The sequence below is a fragment of the Reyranella humidisoli genome (assembly GCF_019039055.1).
Classification (GTDB): domain Bacteria; phylum Pseudomonadota; class Alphaproteobacteria; order Reyranellales; family Reyranellaceae; genus Reyranella; species Reyranella humidisoli.
Map to the genome: position 1 here is coordinate 3,446,635 of NZ_JAHOPB010000001.1, position 20,581 is coordinate 3,467,215.

At 66.8% G+C, this 20,581-nt stretch carries 16 protein-coding genes; 12 read left to right on the plus strand and 4 right to left on the minus strand.

The features are described from left to right. Nucleotides 1-6: 6 nt before the first annotated feature. From KQ910_RS16775 to KQ910_RS16805, 7 genes are read left to right on the plus strand one after another with little or no spacing between them, the layout of a single operon-like run. Nucleotides 7-1,248, plus strand: coding sequence for a glycosyltransferase family protein (locus KQ910_RS16775; protein WP_216962644.1), 1,242 nt, complete (start codon nt 7-9; stop codon nt 1,246-1,248). Then, nucleotides 1,248-2,300: a glycosyltransferase gene (locus KQ910_RS16780; RefSeq protein WP_216962647.1), complete on the plus strand. Its 1,053-nt coding sequence runs from the start codon at nt 1,248-1,250 to the stop codon at nt 2,298-2,300. Before KQ910_RS16775 ends, KQ910_RS16780 begins: the two co-directional genes overlap by 1 nt. Beyond that, nucleotides 2,297-3,589, plus strand: a complete 1,293-nt coding sequence (locus KQ910_RS16785; RefSeq protein ID WP_216962650.1) for a glycosyltransferase family protein — start codon at nt 2,297-2,299, stop codon at nt 3,587-3,589. The genes KQ910_RS16780 and KQ910_RS16785 overlap by 4 nt, the downstream gene beginning before the upstream one ends. After that, complete coding sequence (locus KQ910_RS16790; protein WP_216962653.1) at nt 3,586-4,755, plus strand: glycosyltransferase family 4 protein; 1,170 nt, start codon at nt 3,586-3,588, stop codon at nt 4,753-4,755. Before KQ910_RS16785 ends, KQ910_RS16790 begins: the two co-directional genes overlap by 4 nt. 4 nt (nt 4,756-4,759) lie before the next feature. Then, on the plus strand, nt 4,760-5,683 hold the full coding sequence (locus KQ910_RS16795) for a glycosyltransferase family 2 protein (protein WP_216962656.1): 924 nt from the start codon (nt 4,760-4,762) through the stop codon (nt 5,681-5,683). Beyond that, nucleotides 5,680-7,068: a glycosyltransferase gene (locus tag KQ910_RS16800; protein WP_216962659.1), complete on the plus strand. Its 1,389-nt coding sequence runs from the start codon at nt 5,680-5,682 to the stop codon at nt 7,066-7,068. The genes KQ910_RS16795 and KQ910_RS16800 overlap by 4 nt, the downstream gene beginning before the upstream one ends. Continuing rightward, nucleotides 7,068-8,060 (plus strand): glycosyltransferase family protein, encoded by a 993-nt coding sequence (locus KQ910_RS16805; RefSeq protein WP_216962662.1) that lies wholly within the window; start codon nt 7,068-7,070, stop codon nt 8,058-8,060. The genes KQ910_RS16800 and KQ910_RS16805 overlap by 1 nt, the downstream gene beginning before the upstream one ends. A 7-nt stretch (nt 8,061-8,067) precedes the next feature. Here KQ910_RS16805 and KQ910_RS16810 read toward each other — a convergent pair whose 3' ends face one another. From KQ910_RS16810 to KQ910_RS16820, 3 genes are read right to left on the minus strand one after another with little or no spacing between them, the layout of a single operon-like run. Further along, nucleotides 8,068-9,180: a GNAT family N-acetyltransferase gene (locus tag KQ910_RS16810; RefSeq protein WP_216962665.1), complete on the minus strand. Its 1,113-nt coding sequence runs from the start codon at nt 9,178-9,180 to the stop codon at nt 8,068-8,070. A gap of 2 nt (nt 9,181-9,182) precedes the next feature. Next, the gene (locus KQ910_RS16815) at nt 9,183-9,983 is read right to left on the minus strand and encodes a class I SAM-dependent methyltransferase (protein ID WP_216962668.1); all 801 of its coding nucleotides are present in this window, start codon (nt 9,981-9,983) and stop codon (nt 9,183-9,185) included. Next, entirely contained in the window at nt 9,980-11,023 is a 1,044-nt protein-coding gene (locus tag KQ910_RS16820) for a PIG-L family deacetylase (RefSeq protein WP_216962671.1), read from the minus strand. Before KQ910_RS16820 ends, KQ910_RS16815 begins: the two co-directional genes overlap by 4 nt. An 83-nt stretch (nt 11,024-11,106) precedes the next feature. Between KQ910_RS16820 and KQ910_RS16825 the strand changes: the two genes are divergently transcribed. The 5 genes from KQ910_RS16825 to KQ910_RS27250 all read left to right on the plus strand — a co-directional run bounded on the left by KQ910_RS16825 (nt 11,107) and on the right by KQ910_RS27250 (nt 19,140). Beyond that, nucleotides 11,107-12,291 carry a glycosyltransferase gene (locus KQ910_RS16825; protein WP_216962674.1) on the plus strand — a complete coding sequence of 395 codons (1,185 nt, stop codon included), beginning with the start codon at nt 11,107-11,109 and terminating at the stop codon, nt 12,289-12,291. Then, a complete protein-coding gene (locus tag KQ910_RS16830) occupies nt 12,288-13,433 on the plus strand; it encodes a glycosyltransferase (protein WP_216962677.1) in 1,146 nt (381 codons plus the stop codon). The genes KQ910_RS16825 and KQ910_RS16830 overlap by 4 nt, the downstream gene beginning before the upstream one ends. 1,187 nt (nt 13,434-14,620) lie before the next feature. After that, entirely contained in the window at nt 14,621-15,964 is a 1,344-nt protein-coding gene (locus KQ910_RS16835) for an outer membrane beta-barrel protein (RefSeq protein ID WP_216962679.1), read from the plus strand. Between the two features lie 4 nt (nt 15,965-15,968). Continuing rightward, nucleotides 15,969-16,574, plus strand: a complete 606-nt coding sequence (locus tag KQ910_RS16840; protein ID WP_216962682.1) for a polysaccharide biosynthesis/export family protein — start codon at nt 15,969-15,971, stop codon at nt 16,572-16,574. Between the two features lie 247 nt (nt 16,575-16,821). Next, on the plus strand, nt 16,822-19,140 hold the full coding sequence (locus KQ910_RS27250; protein WP_216962685.1) for a GumC family protein: 2,319 nt from the start codon (nt 16,822-16,824) through the stop codon (nt 19,138-19,140). 102 nt (nt 19,141-19,242) lie between these two features. Here the strand turns inward: KQ910_RS27250 and KQ910_RS16850 are convergent, their stop codons facing one another. Then, a complete protein-coding gene (locus KQ910_RS16850) occupies nt 19,243-20,526 on the minus strand; it encodes a nucleotide sugar dehydrogenase (RefSeq protein ID WP_216962688.1) in 1,284 nt (427 codons plus the stop codon). Nucleotides 20,527-20,581 lie beyond the last annotated feature (55 nt).

The window sequence follows — 20,581 nt, forward strand, 5'->3', positions numbered from 1 at the left end:
GCCGCCATGCAACGCGCGGTCTGCATCGTCAGTCCCGGCAATCTCGCCTCCAACCCGCGGGTGCTCAAGGAAGCGGACGCCCTGCATGGCGCGGGCTACGACGTCACCGCCATCGTCTGCAATTACAACGCTGCGCTGCGTGAGGCCGACGACGAGATCGAAGCAGCGGCGCCCTGGAAGGTGATCCGCGTGCCGCGCTTGGCCGACGAGGGCGTGACCGCGCGTGCCGCCACGGCGCTGGCGAAGGGTCTTTTGGCCGTCGGATCGAGGGTGCCGGTCGGTATCGCCGCGCGCAGCGCCCGCACGCCCGTCTCGGCGCTCCTGCGCCGGACGCGCGAAGTGAAGGCCGATCTCTATATCGCGCACTATGTTGCAGCGCTGCCGGCCGCCGCCGAGGCCGCTCGCCGGCATGGCGCGCTGCTGGGATTCGATGCCGAGGATTTCCATTCCGGCGAGGGCACGGGCAGCGCCGACGATGCCTTTCGCATGCGCATGATCGGGATCGTCGAGGGCGCGATCCTGCCTTCTTGCACCCACCTCACGGCCGCGGCGCCGCTCATCGGCAAGGCCTATGCGTCGCGCTACGGGATCGCCGAGCCGGTTACGGTCCTGAACGTCTTTCCCCTGTCGATGGCGCCCGCCGTGCCGAAGATACGAGGGGAGGGGACGGCGCTGCGCGCCTACTGGTTCTCGCAGACGATCGGGCCGGATCGTGGCCTGCAGGCCTTCATCCAGGCGATGGCGCAGACCACCGCACCTGTGACGCTCGACATAAGGGGCAGCAATCGCTGGGGCCATGGCGATGCGCTGCTGGCGCTGGCGGCGTCGCTCGGCATCGGCGACCGCGTGAAACTGCTGCCAATGGCGCCGCCGGGCGAGATGGTGCGGCTGGCCGCCGACTACGATATCGGCCTGTCGCTGGAGACCGACGTCAGCGAGAACCGCCGGATCTGCCTCACCAACAAGATCTTCACCTACCTGCTGGCCGGGTTGCCGGTGATCATGAGTGACACGCCGGCGCAGAAGCTTCTCGCTGCCGATCTCTGGCGCGCGGCCCGGCTCTGCTCGCTGTCCGATCCGGCGGGACTGGCCCGGACGCTCGATACGCTTGCGTCGCCGCCGATCCTCGCCGAGTCTGCGGAGACGGCGTGGCGCCTGGGGCGCGAGCGCTACAACTGGGACAGGGAGCAGGACGTGCTGCTGCAATCGGTGGCCGCCGCCTTCGCGCGGCGGGAGACGGCACGCTGATGCGCCTACTGCTCACCGCCGATCCCGAGATCGAGGTCCCGCCGCGCCTCTATGGCGGCATCGAACGCATCGTCGACGTGCTGGTCCGCCGGCTTCGCGCGGCCGGGCACACGGTCGGGCTGGTGGCGCGGCCGGGATCGGAATGCCCCAGCGACGCATTTTTTCCCTGGCCGGGGCTGAGTTCGCTCTCTCGATCGGACACCGTGCGCAACACGCTCGCCCTGTCGCGGGCGGTGCGGAGTTTCAGGCCCGACGTGGTGCACAGCTTCTCGCGCATCGCCTACCTGCTGCCGCACCTGCGCGGCCGCATTCCACTCATCATGTCGTTCCAGCGCGAGCCGACGCATCGCACCGTCGGCATGGCCGTCCGGCTGGCCGCGCCGGGACGCATCACCTTCACCGGCTGCAGCGAGTACATCGCGCGTCGCGGCCGGCCGGCGGGCGGCGAATGGCATGGCATCCCGAACTTTGCCGACACCGAGGGGCTGACGCTCGGTGCGGCGTCCGTGCCCGACGACGCGCCGCTGGTGTTCCTCAGCCGGGTCGAGGAGATCAAGGGCGCCCACTGGGCGATTGAGATCGCGCGCCGCACTGGCCGCAAGCTCATCATCGCCGGCAATCATTCCGACCGGGACGATCCTGAGGGCCGGTTCTGGCGCGAGAAGATCGCGCCGGAGATCGGCAAGGGCGGAGTCGAATATGTCGGCCCGGTCGATGACGTTCAGAAGAACGCACTGCTGGGGCAGGCACGGGCCATGCTGGTGCCGATCCAGTGGGACGAGCCGTTCGGCATCGTGTTCGCAGAGTCGCTGGCCTGCGGCGCCCCCGTGATTTCCTGCCCGCGTGGCGCGCTGCCCGAGATCGTGCGCCCCGGCGTCGATGGCTTCCTGATCAAGTCGATCGAGGAGGGCTGCGAGGCGGTGGAGCGCGTGGGGCCGCTGGATCGTGCCGAATGCCGCCGCCGTGCGGTCGAACATTTTTCCGCGGACGCCGTGGTCGCGCGTTACATCGAGCTCTACACCAAGGTGCGGGCGCGTCTGGCGCAGTCATGACACGAAGGGTTGCCCTGGTCAGCGGACACTTTCCGCCGAGCAATCTCGTGGGCGCGCAGCGGGCCCGCCTTTGGTCACGCTATCTTCCGGAGTTCGGTTGGGAGCCCGTCGTCGTTACGGGCGATCCGGCCGAATACGAAGAGCGGCCCGATCCCGATCTCGAGCGCCTCGTCGCACCGGGGCTCAAGGTCGTCCATGCGAGAACCCTGTCGACGCGGCCGGTGCGCCTGGTCGGCGACATCGGCATCAGGTCGTTCTGGGGATGCTACCGCGCGCTTGCGAAGATGGCGAAGACGCGCGAGATCGACTTCGTGATGGTGACGATCCCGTCGAACTTCCTGGCGCCGGTCGGCAGGCTCGTACATCTGCGTCACGGCCTGCCGTTCGGCATCGACTACCAGGATCCCTGGGTCAATCGCTGGACCGGCAACGAGAAGCCCCTCAGTCGCGCCTGGGCCTCGAACAAGCTCGCCGAGATGCTGGAACCCTGGTCGGTCCGCGATGCCGCGCTGATCACCGGCATGGCACCGGGCTACGTGGCCGGCATGCTGGAGCGCAATCCCGAGGTCGCGGCGAAGTCGGTGCTGGCCTACATGCCGATGGGCACGGCGCCGGAGGACTACGCATTGGTGCGCGGTCTTGGCCGTGCGCCGTTCCTGTTCGATCCGAAGGATGGCAACTTCCACATGATCTACGCGGGTGCTTTGCTGCCGGCGGGCTTCGTGGTGCTCGATGCCTTCCTCGCCGGCTTGCACACGCTGCGAGAGCGCGCGCCGCAGGTGGCGTCACGGCTGCGCGTCCATTTCGTCGGTACCGGCAGTTCGCCCGACGATCCGAACGGCCATCGCGTACTGCCGCGGGCCCAGGCTGCGGGCGTCGCGGATATGGTCGACGAGCATCCGCATCGCATCGGCTACGTCGATACGCTCAATCACCTGATGCACGGCAGCGCGGTGCTGGTGCTGGGCTCGACCGAGCCCCACTACACACCGTCGAAGGTCTTCCAGGCGATGCTGTCGCAACGGCCGGTCTTTGCGCTGCTCCATCGCGACAGCACGGCGGTCGGGATGATCCGCTCGGCGCATGTCGGCGAGGTCCTCACCCTGGTGGAAGGCGATCTGCCGTCAGCCGGGACGGTGGCTGCGTCGCTGCAGGCGTTCATCGAGCATCCGGCCTACGATGCGGCATCGGTGGATCGCAGCGTTTTCGAGAGCTATTCGGCGCGGGAGTCGACGCGCCTGTTCGCCGAGGCGCTGGATCGCGCCTGCGCGGCAGGTCCGCACGCATGAAGGGGCGCATCGGCTTCCTGGTCAGCCACCCGATCCAGTATTACGCGCCGATCTTCCGCGAACTCGCGCGGCGCTGCGATCTCACCGTCTTCTTCGCGCACAGGCAGGACGCGGCCGGGCAGGGAAAGGCAGGCTACGGCGTCGCCTTCGACTGGGACGTCGATCTCCTGTCGGGCTACGAGAGTCGGTTCCTCAAGAACGTGGCGCGCGTGCCTTCGACGCAGACCTTCGCCGGCTGCAACACGCCGGAGATCGCCGAGGAGATTTCGGCAGGCCGCTTCGACGCCTTTGTGGTGCCGGGCTGGTCGCTGCGCTCCTATTGGCAGGCGGTGCGGGCCTGCCGGCGCGCTCACGTACCGGTCATGGTCCGCGGAGATTCCCAACTCGCCGGCCAGCGCGGCGGTGCGGTCGGCAGGGTCAAAGGCGTGGTCTTTCCCCACATGCTGAAGCAGTTCGACGCCTGCCTTTATGTTGGCCAGCGTAATCGCGAATACCTCGAACACTACGGCGTAGCGGCAAAGCGACTGTTCTTCTCGCCGCACTGCGTGGATAACGACGCCTTCGGCCGAGCGAGCGCCGCGGCGCGGGGCGAGGGCGGACGGGGGCCGAGCGGGAGCCGGCGACGCGTGCTGTTCGTCGGGCGGCTGGTCGACAGCAAACGTCCGATGGACGTGGTGCAGGCGGTTGTTCGGCTGGTTTCCGAAGGTCAACCCGTCGACCTCGTGATCGCGGGCGCAGGCGAGCTCCAGGGCCGGATGGAAGAGGCGGCCCGGACCGCCGGTGTCGATGCGAAGTTTCTGGGCTTCGTGAACCAGAGTCAGCTGCCGGGCGTCTATGCCTCGTCCGACGTGATCGTCCTGCCGTCGATCGCCACCGAGACGTGGGGTCTGGTGGTCAACGAGGCGATGGCTTGCGGCGTGCCCGCCGTGGTGTCCGATGCCGTCGGCTGCGGCCCCGACCTGATCCTGCCCGGCGCGACCGGCGCGGTGGCGCCGCTCGGCGACGTGCCGGCACTGGCCACGTCCATCGCCTCGGTTCTCGCCCTCGATCCCAGCCTGACGCGGCGGGCATTGGCCGAGCGCATGGAGATCTATTCGCCCGCGCGCGCGGCGGACGGAGTGCTCGAAGCCGCCGATGCCCTTGCCGCCGGGAGTCGGCTAAGGTGAGGGCGTGAGCGACATCTCCGTCGTAATTCCGACCTTCAACCGGCTGTGGGCCCTCCCACAGGCCGTGGAGTCGTGCCGGTCGGCCGGCGGCAACGTCGAGATCGTGGTCATCGACGATGGCAGCACCGACGGCACTTGGGACTGGCTGCAGGCCCAGCAGGACATCGTGGCGATCCGGACCGACAACTGGGGCAAGGACTGGGCGGTCGAGACCGCACTCGCCGCCGCAAGGGGCGAGTATGTGCGCTTCCTCGATTCCGACGACTGGCTCTGCGAGGACGCCAACGCCGACCAGCTCGCACTCGCGCGGGAGACGGGGGCGGATCTCGTCGTCGCGGGCTACGAGGATTACGACGAGGAGAGCGGTGAACGGCACGTCAACGCCTGGAGCGATTGCGATGACTTCATCGCCCAGCAACTCGGCGAGGGTTGGGCGTCGCACTATTCCGCCTTCCTGTTCCGCCGCGAGTTGATCCGCGGCATCCCGCACCGGCAGGACTTCGCGCTGCGCGACGACCGGCTGTTCATCCTCGAGGTCGCGATGCGCCAGCCGCGGCTCGCGGTCTATCGCCAGCCGGCCTTCGTGCACCGCCGCCATGGCGGCGAGCGGCTGCAGTACACCGCGGGCTTCAAGCGCGATCTCGGCTACTGGACGCACATCGCGATCTACCGGAAGGTGCTGGGCCTGCTCGAACAGCGCGGTGAGTTGACCCCGCGCCGCAAGCAGGCGGCCATCCGCACGCTGTGGCCCAACGTGCGATCCTTTGCCAAGGCCTATCCGCGCGAAGCGGCGGAGGTCGTGGACTGGATCTACCGGCTCGATCCGCAGTTCGTGCCGCCCGTGCGACCCGCGCTGGCCCTGGCCTACAGGCTGCTGGGCTTTGCCATGACCGAACGTCTGTTACGCCTCCGGTCCCTGCCGCAATGACGCTGCCGGCTGCCTCTGCGGGAGGAAGACCGGGCAGGCGCCTGCGCGTCGTGCATTGCGTCGGCTTCTACTTTCCCGATTCGACCGGCGGCACCGAGGTCTATGTACGCGACCTGGTGACGGCCCTGTCGGCCCACGCCATCGACAACACCATCATCGCTGCAACGGACGGTGCCTACGACCGCTACACGTGGAACGGCGTCGAGGTGGTGCGCTATCCCATCGATGCGCCGGAAATCCAGAAGGTTCGCGACAGGAGCGTGCGCAAGCGCCGGACAATGTTCCAGGAGCTGGTGGAGTCGGCGAGGCCCGACCTGTTCCACCTCCATTCGTGGACCAGCGGCGCGGGGCTGCGGCACCTCCGGCAGGTTGCGCGCATGGACATTCCCAGCGTCGTGACGATGCATGTGCCGTCGCCGATCTGCATGCGCGGCACGATGCTGCTCAACGACGAGAAGCCCTGCGACGGACTGATCGACGACCGGCGGTGCGCGGAGTGCTGGGCCCTCGACCGCGGCTTGCCCGCGCCGGCCGCCTATCTCCTGTCGCGGCTGCCGCGCTGGGATGTCAGCGACAGCGTGATTTCGCGCGTTTCGCAGAGAGCCGCGACGTTGCTGTCGGCAAGGGCGGCGGCGGCCACCAAGGCTCGGCAGCTTCGTTCGATGGCGACGCTCAGCGAGCGCATCGTGGCGCCCAGCGAATGGGTGCGGGCCGCGCTCGCCGAGAATGCCATTCCGCCGGAAAAAATCGTGGTGTCGGGACAGTCCGCCAGCGCCGAGTTCTCCGACCGCAAGCAGCGACCGCTGGAAGGCGCCGGTCGCCGCGAGATCGTGATCGGCTTCCTCGGGCGGCTCGAACGCTACAAGGGCGCGGACATGCTGGTGCGCGCCCTCGAGTTGCTGCCGGCCGACCTGCCGGTGCAGCTGCGGATCGCCGGCATCGGCCAGGATGCACGCTTCGCCAAGCGCATGGAGAGAGCCGCACAGAAGGATACGCGCATCCAGTTGATGGGCCTGGTCAAGCACGAGAAGGTGCCCGAGTTCCTGGCGGACATCGACGTGCTCGCCGTGCCGTCACGCTACATGGAGACCGGTCCGATCGTCGTGCAGGAGGCGAGGGCGCTCGGCATCCCGGTGATGGGCGCCGATCTCGGCGGCATTTCCGAGCGCGTCCATCATGGCGTGGACGGCTGGCTGCTGCCGTTCGACGATCCCCGGCCGTGGGCCGAAGCGATCCGGGTCGCCGCCACCGACCGCGCCGAGGTCGCGCGCCTGTCGGGCAACATGCGGCGCACGCGATCGATCGACGACGTGGCCGACGACATGGCGACTCTCTATCGCGACATCATGGCCAACCGGCCGGCGCTGGCGGAGCTCGGGCGCTAGTGCCGCTGCGCTCGCCCCTGAACCTCTTTTATGAGGAGCCGGATACGGACCGTTGGGCGCCGTTCGACCGATATCCGCGCCGCCTCGCGCGCTGGGCCCTGCGCGGGCCGAAGCAGCCCGGCGGCACGATGCGCGTCTATCTCAACCTGTGTGCAGGCCTCGACCGGCTGAACGTGCCGTACCGCATCAACGACTATCGCCACATCCGGGAGAACCCGCAGGAGTTGGCCTGCGTCATCGGCCAGCCGCATGTCCTCGCGAAGCTGCCGCAGGAGACGCCGATCCTGTTCGGCACCTCCATCTACAATCATCCCAGTGACGATCCGGAGCTTCTGTGCCGGCGCAGGATCCGCCGCGTGCTGGTGCCAAGCCCGTGGGTGGAGAGGATGTTCTCGACGGTCTGGCCGGGCAGTATCACCGTCTGGCCCTCCGGCATCGATACCGACCGCTGGTCGCCGTCCCGGCGTGCCAACAAGGATGTGGACGTTCTGATCTACGACAAGATCGTCCGGCATCGCAGCCGCTACATGCGCACCATCGTCGAGCCCATGCTCGCCGAACTGCGGCGCCGGCGGCTCAGCGTGGAGATGATTCGCTATGGTTTCTACCGCGAGGAGCGGCTGCACGACTTCAGCCGGCGCACGCGGGCGATGATCTATCTCAGCCATCACGAGACGCAGGGATTGGCGGCGCAGCAGATGCTGGCCTCCGACGTGCCGTTGCTCGCGTGGGATCATGGCGGGCTGTGGAAGGACCCGAAGTACTCGCCCCACCTCGTGCGTTTCGGGCCGGTGACCTCGGTGCCCTACTGGGACGAGCGGTGCGGCATGAAGTTCAAGGGCAGCGGCGACCTGCTGCCGGCGTTCGACCGATTCTGGTTCGACGTCGAGGCGGGCCTCTACGCGCCGCGCGAGATGATCGCCGAGAAGTTCACGCTGGAGAGCCAGGCCATGGCCTACCTGGCGTTGGTCGATACCTACGGCGCGAGCTGACCTTCTCTCAGGATCGTCCGCGGCCAGTACGGCGCAGCAGGGCGCGCGGCAGGCCGAGTTCGACGAGGAAGCGGCGGGTCACGTCGGACAGACCGTAGGCAAGGGCCCGGACGCTCGAATTGCCGTGGATGACGATGCGGAAATTCACGTCGATCGTGTCCGTGTACCAGCTCTTGTAGCGGCCGAGCGTGCGCATGAAGTCGAACCAGGTGCGCGACAGCGCATGGTGCTCGACGAGCGCGAACAGCAGCGCGGCACCGACCCGTTCGTTCCGGAACGAACGATCGCGCGCGGGCATGTAGTAATAGGCCTTGCGGTCGTCGACGAAGCCAAAGTGCCCGGCCGCGATTCGCCCGTCGAGCAGGACCAGCGAGAGGTCCAGATGGGCGCGCATCCCCTCGCTGGCGATCAGCGCGTCGAAGAATTTCCCTTCCCTGTCCCGGCCGAGCGGGCTGCCAGGCCAGGTGCTGACATGAAGGGCGCGGAACGTGGGCCAGTGCGCGTCGAAGTCTTCGCATCCGATCCGGACGTCGAAGCCGCGGACCCGTAGCGCCGCGAGGCGGCTGCGTATCCGACGAAGGCGGCCGGCATCTTCCGTGGCGTGGCCGGGACGCAGGTCGCGCACCGCCACGGGCGTGAGGATGTGGGTACGAACGGTCCAGTCGTGATGCGCCTGAGCGGCGTTCACGAGTTGGAACGTGGTGGGATCGCGACTGCAGAATTGCTGCAGGTCCAGTACGTCCCAGCGCTCGGCATGCGCGGCCAGGAAGTCCAGGATCTCGCCGACCGCGCGCCCCCTGTGGATGCCCCCCCGCACCAGGATGTTTTGGTAGTCGGCGAGGCCCGCGACGATGGTTTCCGCGACCTTCACCGCGACCCCGAACGACCGCGCGCGCCGGATGCACAGCGGGGCGATGGCCGCGATCGGACCATCGGGCGCCTCGCGGGCCACGACGATGAAGAGCTCGTCGCCCGGTCGGCAATGGCGGAAGAACAGGAAGCTCCATTCCCAGCGGTAGAAGATCTCGGGGAACGCCATGCGATCCACCAGTTCGTTCCACGCCGGCCGCAGCCGCTCGAAGGCATCGACCGTGGTCACGAGTTCGAGGGCGAGCGCCATCGTCAGGCGCGCTCCGGCTTGCGCGACACGTAGTAGATCCAGGGATTGGGATCGTGTGCGAGGCGGGGATCGTCGCCGGGAACGAATTCGCGGCTCTCGTTGCCGGCACAGACGATGTCGACCATGCCGAGGCGGTGCAGCTCGGCCACACCGACATCGGGCCGGACATAGTAGAGCGCCGAGGACCGGAAGGAGTGCGTGCCGTCGTGGACCCGGCCGGCGGCCAGCGGCATGCGGTATTGCAGCAGGCCGTTCTTCGCCCAGAACACGCCCGACCATTTGAACGAGCGCAATGTCTCGCGCAGGCTTGCGTGCACGCGGAAGCGGAAGCGGTCGACGATGGCAGGAAGGTAGTTAGCGTTATGGCTCGAGAAGACCATCAGCCCGCCGGGCCGCAGGACGCGCCGCATCTCGGCAAGCGCCGTCCTGCGCCCGCGCGCGTCGAGATGGTCGATGCCGTTGTAACTGAAAAGCACGAAGTCGCAGCTCTCGTCCGCGACAAGCTCGAGCCGGCGCGCATCGGCAACGGCGAAGCGGAAGGCCGGGAACTCCGCCTTGCATCGCGCGATCATCGCGGCGGAATAGTCGACGCCGAGATAGGAGTGTGCGAGGCGCGCGAAATGCCGCGTGGTCCGGCCACCGCCGACGCCGATGTCGAGCATGTCCATCGACCCGAGCGACGGGCGCAGTTGTGCCAGCAAGGTCTCTTCCGGCTTCTGCAGCCCGTCGGGACGTGCATAGAGCGCCACGATGTCGGGCGACTCGTAGGTCGCGTGCGTGAGGTCCGAGGCGAAGCCGCTCATGTCCGACCCCACTCGGAATCCCAATCGGTGATCGTGCCCATGCGGCCGATCGTGCCGAGTTGTACCGGCAGCAGCCTGTCGACGAGGCGGGCCGGCAGCCATCGGCGCAGCGCCAGCACGAAGCGGAGATAGGAACGATCGAAGTCGAAGGGTCGGCTACGCCGCTGGCGGCCGGTTCGCGCGATCAGCCGGTCCGGATAGCTGCGGGTTGCCATGAGCGACGGCGCGTTCTGGCTCACGAAGGCCCCCAGCATGCGCTTCTTGTCGGCCAGTTCCGCCGGCATCATCCGCAGCTTCAGGATCGGCCGGCCGTCGATGCCGTCGGGCGGGCCATTATAGGCGACCAGACCGAACAGCCAGCGGGCACAGAGCGCAAGGATGCGGTGCGGCGTGTTGAGCAAGGAGACGTAGGGGCTGTATTCCGGCGCCTCGAACACCGCGAACCGGTCGGCCGGTACGATCAGCAGATCGATCAGCGCGGCGATCATGTCGTGATGGACATGACCGCCCTCGAAGGCCGGCATGATGATCACGGTCGGCTGGAACTCGTCGATGATGCCGCGCAGGGCCGTCGCGGCCGCGCGCAGCCTCGCGGGATCGCGGCTCTCCAGCGGTGGCATCAGATCGAGGAACCGGAGGTCGGCCACGCCGAGGCCGGCGATACTCCAGGCCGCACGCGCTTCGGCTTCGCGTCTTTCCGGCAAGGCCGGCGTTTCATCGCGGGCGAGATAGATCACGCGGGTGACGCCGCCCAGACCGCTGTTGCGAAGTCCAAGACCGCCGGCCGAGATCACACAGTCATCCTCGTGCGGCGCAAATATCAGCAGGCGGCCGGGCGTATCCCAGACCATCCAGCGCTCGATCGCCCGGAGGCGCACCAGGGCGAAAAGCGCGAACGCCAGAAGCAGCGTGTAGAAGAGCCCGAAGGGCAGAGCGATCCAGAACAGGCCCGGCAGGCATGTGGCCAGCCAGAACAACAGGGCGGCGGCAGCCAGCAGCGCCACGACGATCGACGGCCGGAAGTCGATGCGGAGCTTCATTCTATCGCGGAGCCCATTCCTGCAATACCTATGCTATCAATCGACCCGATACATCAAGCCCTTGCCGAATCACTGGACACGCCTTGCGCCTTCTTCACGTCGTTCCGACCTATCTGCCGGCCACCAGATACGGCGGCCCGATCCGGTCGGTCCACGCGCTCTGCCGCGAACTGGCCGCCGCCGGACATGACGTGCAGGTCTTCACCACCAGCGTCGACGGTCCCGGCAACAGCGACGTGCCTCACGGGGTGCCGGTCGATGTGGAAGGCGTGAAGGTCACCTATTTCCCGAGCCGCGTGCTGCGCCGCCTGTACTGGTCGCCGCCGATGGGGCGCGCGCTGTCGCAAGTGACGGCGGGCTATGACGCCGTGCATCTCCATTCGGTCTTCCTGTGGCCGATCCTCGCCGGTGCCCGCGCCGCGCGAGGTGCGGGCGTACCCTACGTGATCTCGCCGCGTGGGATGCTCGTGCCCGAGTTGATCCGCCGCAAGAGCCGCTGGGTGAAGGAAGCGTGGATCCGTCTGATCGACCGGCCCAACCTCGAGCACTCGGCGGCCGTGCATGCGACGTCGGCGATCGAGGCGCAGCATATCGCGAGCTTCGGCTGGCGCCTGCCGCCGATCGCCATGATCCCGCACGGAGTCGACGATCCGCCACCGCCTTCGTCGAGGCCTTTGTCGCCCGACATCGTTGCGGCCCTCGCTGGCGGTCCGATGGTCCTCTCGTTCGGTCGCCTGAGTTGGGAGAAGGGCCTCGACCGCGTGATCGCCGCCCTCGTCGAGGCGCCGGCGGTGCGCGCGGTCATGGCTGGCGACGATGCCGACGGTCACGCCGCCTATCTCGCGTCGGAGGCCGCGCGCCACGGTGTCGCCGATCGCGTGACGATCATCGCGCGTCATGTCTCCGGCGCCGACAAGGAGGCTCTATTCGCGGGAGCGCGTCTCTTTGCAATGACCTCGCTGTCGGAGAATTTCGGCATCGCCGCTTTCGAGGCGATGCGCAGGGCCGTGCCGGTTCTCGCGACGCCGGACGTCGGCATGTCGGAGATCGTGCGCGCGACGCAGGCCGGCATGGTTGTCGAGGCGACGCCAGCCGCCATCGCGGCCGGCCTGCGGACGATGTTTGGGGATGCCGACCTGTGCCATCGTCAGGGCGCGGCAGGGCAGCGCCACGTCATCGATCACTATGGGTGGCCGGCCGTTGCGCACCGCATGGTGGAGCTCTACCGGTCGATTGCGGACGCTGCCCGGCGGGGAGCGGCGGCGTGATGCAACTGCTGGAACAGAGTCCCTTCGATCCGGCGAAGGAGCAGCGAATCGTCATCATCGCCGACTGGCTGCCGCCCGATTTCGGTGCGGTCGGTCAGTACATGTTGATGCGGGCGCAGGCGTTGGCGGAGCAGGGGCACGACGTGACACTCGTCGGTCTCTCGAGCGCGCGGGGCTCGACGATCCGGCAACTTCGGGGCAAGGGACAACTGACGGAGATCCGCCTGAATGCGCGTCCGGTCCCGCGTGGCTCGCTCGTCGGACGCATGCTGTGGACGATCGCGACCAACCTCCGCCTCATCCTGGCGGCGTTCGGACCGCTGCGCGCGGCCGACGGAATCCTGTTCACGGGGTCGCCGCCCTTCCTGATTCATCTTCTGGCACCGCTGAAACCGCTCTGGCGCGGGAAGCTCGTCTACAGGATCACGGATTTCCATCCCGAGTGCCTCATCGCCGCGCGCGACAGGCCCTCCCGAGCCCTGGGCTTTCTCCTTGGACTGACGAATTTCTGGCGCCGGAAGGTCGACGGGTTCGAGGTGCTCGGGGAGGACCAACGCCGTCGCCTCACCCAGACCGGTATTCCGGCCGACCGCATCGCACTGGTCCGGGATGGGTCGCCCGTCTCGTTCGCGGGCGACACGCAAGTCGAGCCGCTGCCAGCAGAACTGGCCGGCAAGTGCGTGCTGCTCTACTCGGGCAACTATGGCGTCGCTCATGAGGTCGAGACAGTGGCGCGGGGCTACGAGCTTCATCACAAGTCCGGAAGCGGCCGGGTCCACCTGTGGCTTAGTGCCACAGGGGCAGGGGCGGAAGATCTCGCCGCCCGGTTCGCTGCCGCCGGCCTTCCGTTCCATCGATCCTCGCCGGTCCCCCTAGAGCGATTGTCGGGCCTGCTCCGCGCACCGGTCGCTCACCTCGTCACCCTGCGGGATGCTTTCGTGGGCTATGTGATGCCGTCCAAAATTTACGCATGCATCGAATCGGGCAAACCAGTTCTTTTCGTGGGGAGTGCCGCGTCAGACGTCGATTTGCTCGCGGCGCCTGCGCCCGCAGGTTACTGGCGGGTGCCGTGCGGCGACGCCGACGGATTTGCGGCGGCGCTGGAGGAAATGGCCGATAGATGCCGGGCCGGCACGTCCTGACCTTGCCGATATAGTGCAATTTATGCCCTCAAATCGCCTCAAGCGTCGGCGAACAATTGCATCGGGAAGGGCGGTTGATGCCCGTGTCCTGCGCTTCTGGGCCTTCACGTGTCGGTGTAGCGGAGGAGCGGGACTTGGCTTTCTGCACGCGATTCGCTATTTTGTTTACCGACTTGGATGGGACCGAACCGTGTTTCTCGGGGAGGGCCAAGTGGGTGGTGCTTCCAAAAATTGATCGTGTTGCCGTCTCGGGCTCATGATCGGGTTGGGTCAAATGTTCAAAATTGCACTTCGGACGCAGGGTTTAGCGGCAGTGTCGGTCCTACTGTGGACCGCGGGCGCCGTTGCGCAGGTGGGTCCTGAAGTGGCCCAGGCGCCGCCGGGACCCTCCCAGTCGAGTGGTGGTCCGAGCCAGGGTACGGGCCCTGTGCAGGGTGCCGGTCCAATGCAGGGCGCGGGTCCAGCTGGCCCTAACGGCGGCGTGCCGGGCGGCCCCGCAAGCGATCCACAGCAGGCTCAACAAGGCCCACAGCAGGGTGGCGGTCCCCTCCAGAATGCCGGTCCGCTGCAGGGCGCGGGCCCACTCCAGAGTGCTGGCCCGCTCCAGAGCGCCGGTCCGCTGCAGAGCGCCGGGCCACTCCAGAGCGCGGGGCCGTTGCAGACCAATGGCCCGCTTCAGAACGCAGGGCCTTTGCAGCCGGCCGCTCCGCTTCAGAGCACCGCGCCGGACAGTGGTCCGCCGGGCGGGCTGGAAAGCCTGACCAATACGGGTTCGCCCCTCATTCCGCCGCCGGACAACAATCCGGTGAATTTCGGAGGGTTGCCTTACGGTCCGACGGGGGGGCCGACGATGCAGCAGCTCATCGCGCAGATGCTGGCGGGGCCTGACGGAACGTCGGCGCCGACGCTCGTCTCCCTGATCAATAGCCTTTCCCCGCCCGGCTCGCCTCCGGGATCGCCGCCAGGACAGCCTCCGGGACAGCCCCCGGGGTCGCCGCCGATCTTCACGCCGATCAACAATCCGCAGCCGCCCGGCCCACCGATCGTGGTGCCATCTGGGTCTCTTCCTCCGATCTATGACACGCCGCCGTCGCAGCAGCAGAGCCCGAGTTAGTGCGCCAAAGCGTCTGCGTGGAAGCTTCTTCCAGCCGACACTAGGACCACTGCCGGGATGGCCGTCGGAACCCATGTCTATTAGTGCGAATCGATCGCAGCTGACCTGGTCGCCTGTTCTTGGCTGGGTGTTGCTCGCCTGTGCGACGTCGGCGGCGCAGGCCCAGACCGAGACGTCGTCTCCGGCTGCCCAGATTCTGCTCGAGCAGGTTCCGGTAATCGATATCCCCGACGTTCCGGTTTCCGTTACGGGCGCCGTGAATGCCCCTGGCGAGGTCGGGATCGCGGTGGGCGCCTTCACGCTCTATCCGTCCATCGAGGTGCAGGCCGGGTTCGACAGCAATGTCTTCGCGACGTCGGCGCCAACGGTCGGCTCTCCCTACACCCTGATCCGGCCGGTGGTGGAGTTGAAGTCCGACTGGCTCAATCATTCGATCCGGGTCGTGGCCGGAGCGGGTTTCGGCATTTATACCAATGCCAGCACGCAGAATTACTGGAACGGCAACCTCCAGATCGACGGCCGCCTCGATATCCAGCAGGATTTCTACGCCACCGGCATGGTCGCTGTGCGGCGCCAGACCGAGGCGCTCGGCACGCCGAATGCGCTGGTGGCGAGTTCGCCCACCGTGGTCGATTCGATTCCAGTCGAGGTTGGCCTGTATCAGCGTTTCAACCGCTTTTTCTATGATTTCAGGGCTTCGGCGACCCGATACAACTACATCGACAACAGCATCGTGAGCGCCGGAGGACTGCCTGCGGCCAGCCGCAACCGCTTCGAGTATGACGAGCGTGTGCGCCTGGGTTACGAGGTCATGGACGGGATCGACGTCTGGGTGGCTCCCGGCCTCAACCAGCGTATCTACGACCAGTACGTCAATGCCTTCGGCCAGCAGCGCGATTCGACCGGCTGGAACGTCAATCTGGGGGCCACCGTCAAGTTGACGACGAAGAGCATCCTCGAAGGCTTCATTGGCTACTCCACGCAGACCTACATAGCCGACGGCACGACCACTCCGGCCTTCACATTCGGCCTTTCGGGAAGCTGGAACGGCTACGAGCCCCTGACGATCCGCCCGGCCTTGATCCGGACGATCAACGAATCGGCCTACAGCAACTATACGAACTACGTTTCGACCGCCATCGGCGTCGATTTCACCTACGATATCCACGACGCTTGGCAGATGGTCGGCGGCACTGGCATCAATATTGCTGATTTCACACCGGCGCCCGGGTCGGGTGCGGGACCCCGCACGGATTACTACTGGCGCGCGTCACTGGGTTTGCTGTATGCACTGCGACCGCAGATACAACTCGGCCCGCTTTACGAACATACGACCGGCTGGTCGACCGACGTGGCATCCGGCGGCCCGTCGTACACCCGGGAAGTGCTCTCTCTTAGGCTTGTTGCAAAACGGTGATCTGGTGAACTTGCGTCCTTTCCTCTCCCGTTGCCTCGGGCCGCTTCTGGTGGCGATCGCGCTGACCGTCGGTGCCTGCGATCCGCAGCCGCCCGCTTCGACGATGACTATCCAGCAGCCGTCCCAGGGCACCCAGAACCTGAGGCTTGGCGAGTATCGCGTCGCGCCGGGCGACCGGCTGCGGGTCGTGGTCCTGTCCGACACCGAATTGTCGGGCGAGTACGAAGTCGACTCGACGGGCATGATCTCGCCGCGCATGGCTGGCCGGGTCGTCGTGCTGGGCATGTCGATGCCGGAGATCGAGGCGATGCTGGCCGACCGTTATCGTTCGGGGGGCTATCTGCGCAATCCGCGCATCAGCGTCGATCTCGTTTCGCGCCGCCCGTTCTACATCGTGGGCGAGATTGGCCGGCCGGGTTCGTTCCCCTACGTTTCGGGGATCAACGTCCTGCAGGCGATTGCGATTGCCGGCGGATACACGCGTCGCGCGTCCAAGACGCGTATCACTATTCAGCGCTTCAATGCGCAGCAGGGGCAGGAAGAGACGGTAACGGAGGATTCACCGGTGGGGCCGGGCGACATCATCCGCGTGCCGGAGCGTTGGTTCTAGCTCTAAGGTCTGAGTAAGGCGTTCTGACGTAAGAGTTCTTGGGGATGGGCGATGTGGGATCGCCCATCGGGTGGGGTGACGTGCCGCGGCAGGTCCGGTAGCGGGCTGGCTTGGTGCGAAACTCGAATGGGTGTCGTCGCGAGTTATCTTTTTCGCGGAGTGTTGTGGGATGGGATCGTTACCGAGGGCGGACCACATGGTGGATGAGCCCAACCAGAATCGTGTCGTGCCTGCGCCTGATGCCGCAGTGCTCGCGCCCGTTCGTCCGATGGAATCGCCGAACGAACTGTGGGAGTGGCTGCGCCTGCTCAATCGCCGCAAGGCCTTGATCCTGGGGTGCGGCCTCATCGCGACGGCGCTGATGGCGCTGATGATCGCGCAGGCCACGCCGCTGTACAAAGCCTCGTCGCGCATCATGCTCGATACGCGGACGTTCAAGGTGGTCAGCACCGAGGCGGCACTGTCGGGTGTCGACACGCTCAACATGGGTGCCATCCAGAGCGAACTGGAGGTCATCCAGTCCGAGTTCCTGATCGGCCGTGTCGTCGACAAGCTCGGCCTGGCCAACAATCCCGAATTCAACGGCACCAAGCCGCCGGGCTTCATCGACAACGCGCTGCAGCCGCTGCGTGACCTGTGGAGCACCGGCATCTCGACGTTGCTGGCGCCGCCGCCGAAGCCACAACAGGCGAATGCCGCACCGGCTCCGGCACGCACCGGCCGCCCCGCCGAAGACAGCGACCCGCGCCGTCGTGCCGCGATCGGCGCGGTTGCCGGCCGTCTCAGCGTCACGCTGCTCGGCCGTACCTTCGTCATCCTCATCACGGTCGAGAGCCCCGACGGTACGATGTCGGCGCGCATCGCCAATGCGCTCGCCGAAGCCTATCTCGCAGACCAGATCGAGACCAAGAACGAGGCCAACCGCCGCGCCACCGAGTGGCTGGAGCAGCGTCTCGCCGAACTGCGCCGCAACCTGCAGGTCGCGGAAGAGGCGGTCGCCGCCTATCGCCGCGACAAGGGCCTGGCGGGCAGCCCCGAGGGGGCCGTCTCGACCCAGACGCTGTCGGATCTGAACGGCCGCTACACGGCCGCCAAGGGGCGCCGGATCGAGCGTGAAGGTCGCCTGATCGCGCTCAGCAAGGCGAGCCTCAATCCGGGCGAACTTGCCAACATTCCGGAGGTCTCGGGTAACACGACGCTGTCCGCGCTTCGCATCCAGGACGTCGAACTGACCCGCAAGAGCGCCGAACTCTCCTCCCAGCTCGGCGAGAATCACCCGAAGATCCAGCAGGTCCGCAACGAGTTGGCCTCGATCCGGGCTCGCTTCATCACCGAGACGCAGCGCATCACGCTGGCGGTTCGCGCTGAACTCGACGCGGCGAAATCCGAGGAAGACGAGCTCAAGGAACTGGTCGACAAGGCGTCGGTCGTTTCGGGTACCGCCAGCCAGTACGAGGCGGAACTGAAGCAGCTGGAGCGGGAGGCGCAGTCCAACCGCACCCTGTACGAAGGGTTCCTGACCCGCTTCAAGGAACTGCGCGAGCAACAGGACATCCAGCGCGCGGATGCCCGCATCCTCGCCTATGCCCATCCGTCGGGTGGGCCGTCCTCGCCCAACTACAAGACCGGCCTGATGGCGGCTTTCATCATCGGCTCGCTGCTCGGCATGGCCGGCGCGGTGGCCGCCGAAAAGCTCGACCGTGTGTTCCGCTCGGCCTCCCAGGTCGAGGAGGCCACCGGCGTGGGCGTGCTCGGCATGGTTCCGGAGGTCAAGGGACCGGCGACCACGCGTTCCAACGTGGTCGCCCACGTGCTGGAGAACACGACGTCGCCCGCGGCGGAGTCGATTCGAGCCGTGTTCACGGCGATCAGTCTCGGCAGCCTCGACCGGCCGCCGCGAATTATCGCCATCACCTCGTCGACACCGAGCGAAGGCAAGACCACCTTCGTGGCCGCTCTCGGCGGGTTGCTCACGAAGATGAACGCCTCGCGTCGCGTGCTGATCGTCGATCTCGACCTGCGTCAGGCGCGCCTGTCGGCGGCGCTCGGCCTCAAGGATCGCGGCGGCACGATCGACGAGTACCTGATGGGCATCAAGACGCTGGAGGATTGCACCCGCCGTCACGACCTCTCGGGCGTCGACTATATCTGCGCCCGTCCGAACACGCCCAACGCGCCGGAAATCCTCGAGTCGCATGCCATGAAGGCCGCTCTCGGCGTCTTCGCGGAGCGCTACGACCTGGTGATCCTCGACGGCCCGCCCGTCATGGCCGTCTCCGACGCGCGCATCATCTCGCGCCTGGCCGACTACACGGTGTTCATCGTGCAGTGGGCGAAGACCCCGCGTGAAGTCGTCAAGACGGCGATCTCCGCGCTGTTGAACGTCACCAATCATGTCGGTGTCGTCATCAACCGGGTGAACCTGGCCAAGCATGCCCGCTACGGCTACGGCGACCACGGCGACTACTACTCGCGCTACCGCGGCTACTACGGCTCGGGCGCGGACATGGCGGCGGCCAGCGCCGCCAATCGTCCGGCGCTCAAGCTGGCCTCGAAGAAGTCCTGACGGCGCACATCGCGCGCCGGTGCAGTCGCCCCTCCCGCAAGGGAGGGGCGTTTCTTTTGGATCAGGGCGATTTGCAGCGCTTCGCGGCCGACGGAAAAGCGATCAGAGACGCCAGAGCGTAACGCCTGCGGGCGTGGCCGAGCGGTCGAGCAGTCCCGTGACGTCAGCGACGAAGCCGCCCGGTCCCGATTTCAGCAGAGGCTTCACGAGAGACCAGCCGCCCGCCCGATACGGTTTGTGAGCGACGGCCAGCACCACGGCATCGGCGGGCTGGAGCTTGTCGAGCGGCGTCAGCGCGAGATCGTACTCCTCGCGCAACAGGTCGCCGTCGGCCATCGGGTCGTGCAGCTGCACGGTGATCCCGAAATCCTGCAGCTCGCGCACGATGTCGACGACGCGCGTGTTGCGAATATCGGGCACGTTCTCCTTGAAGGTAACGCCCAGCACCGTGACGACGGGACGGCCGTTTCCGGCGTGCCGCATGACGCTCCGAACCACCCGGTTCGCGACATGCAGGCCCATGCTGTCGTTGACCCGCCGGCCCGAGTGGATGACGTGCGGGTGATAGCCCACTTCCTCGGCCTTGTGGGCGATGTAGAACGGATCGACGCCGATGCAATGCCCGCCCACGAGGCCGGGCTTGAAGGGCAGGAAGTTCCATTTGGTGCCGGCGGCATCGAGAACGTCGCGCGTGTCGATTCCCAGCCGGTCCGAGATGAGCGCGACTTCGTTGATCAGCGCGATGTTGATGTCGCGCTGGGTATTCTCCAGCACCTTGGCGAACTCCGCGACCTTGATCGATTCGGCGCGGTGCGTACCGGCCTTCACCACGGCGCGATAGGTGGCGTCGACGATATCGAGTGTCTCCGGCGTGTCGGCGGACACGATCTTCAGAATGCTGTCGAACCGGCGCTCCTTGTCGCCGGGATTGATTCGCTCCGGCGAATAGCCGACGTTGAAGTCCACCTTCCACCTGAGCCCCGACGCCTTCTCGAGAACCGGGATGCAGATGTCTTCCGTTACGCCGGGATAGACGGTCGATTCATAGACCACGATGTCGCCGCGCTTGAGCGTCCGGCCGATGGTCTCGGACGCGCGCTTCAGGGGGCCGAGGTCGGGCTGCTTGCTGGCGTCGATCGGGGTCGGAACCGTCACGATATAGAAGTCGGCGGCCGCAAGATCCTTCGGATCGGACGAGAAGCGAAGGCCCGGCGCCTTCAACAATTCCGGCTCGACCTCTCCCGTGCGGTCGTGGCCATTGGAGAGTTCGGAGATACGGCGCGGATCGATGTCGAAGCCGAGCACCTGATAGCCGATGCGGCCAAAGCCGGCGGCGACGGGCAGGCCGACATAGCCGAGGCCGATGACGGAGATCTGACGTTTCATCTCGGCGATTTTTGACAGGTCACGGGCCCGCTGGCATCCCTTTTCAACCGTCTTC

Coding starts and splice junctions, on each gene's coding strand:
- KQ910_RS16850 (WP_216962688.1), bottom strand. CDS start 20,526: ATGAAACGTCAGATCTCCGTCATCGGCCTCGGCTATGTCGGCCTGCCC.
- KQ910_RS16810 (WP_216962665.1), bottom strand. CDS start 9,180: ATGGCGCTCGCCCTCGAACTCGTGACCACGGTCGATGCCTTCGAGCGG.
- KQ910_RS16780 (WP_216962647.1), top strand. CDS start 1,248: ATGCGCCTACTGCTCACCGCCGATCCCGAGATCGAGGTCCCGCCGCGC.
- KQ910_RS16800 (WP_216962659.1), top strand. CDS start 5,680: ATGACGCTGCCGGCTGCCTCTGCGGGAGGAAGACCGGGCAGGCGCCTG.
- KQ910_RS16815 (WP_216962668.1), bottom strand. CDS start 9,983: ATGAGCGGCTTCGCCTCGGACCTCACGCACGCGACCTACGAGTCGCCC.
- KQ910_RS16785 (WP_216962650.1), top strand. CDS start 2,297: ATGACACGAAGGGTTGCCCTGGTCAGCGGACACTTTCCGCCGAGCAAT.
- KQ910_RS16790 (WP_216962653.1), top strand. CDS start 3,586: ATGAAGGGGCGCATCGGCTTCCTGGTCAGCCACCCGATCCAGTATTAC.
- KQ910_RS16835 (WP_216962679.1), top strand. CDS start 14,621: ATGTCTATTAGTGCGAATCGATCGCAGCTGACCTGGTCGCCTGTTCTT.
- KQ910_RS16775 (WP_216962644.1), top strand. CDS start 7: ATGCAACGCGCGGTCTGCATCGTCAGTCCCGGCAATCTCGCCTCCAAC.
- KQ910_RS16820 (WP_216962671.1), bottom strand. CDS start 11,023: ATGAAGCTCCGCATCGACTTCCGGCCGTCGATCGTCGTGGCGCTGCTG.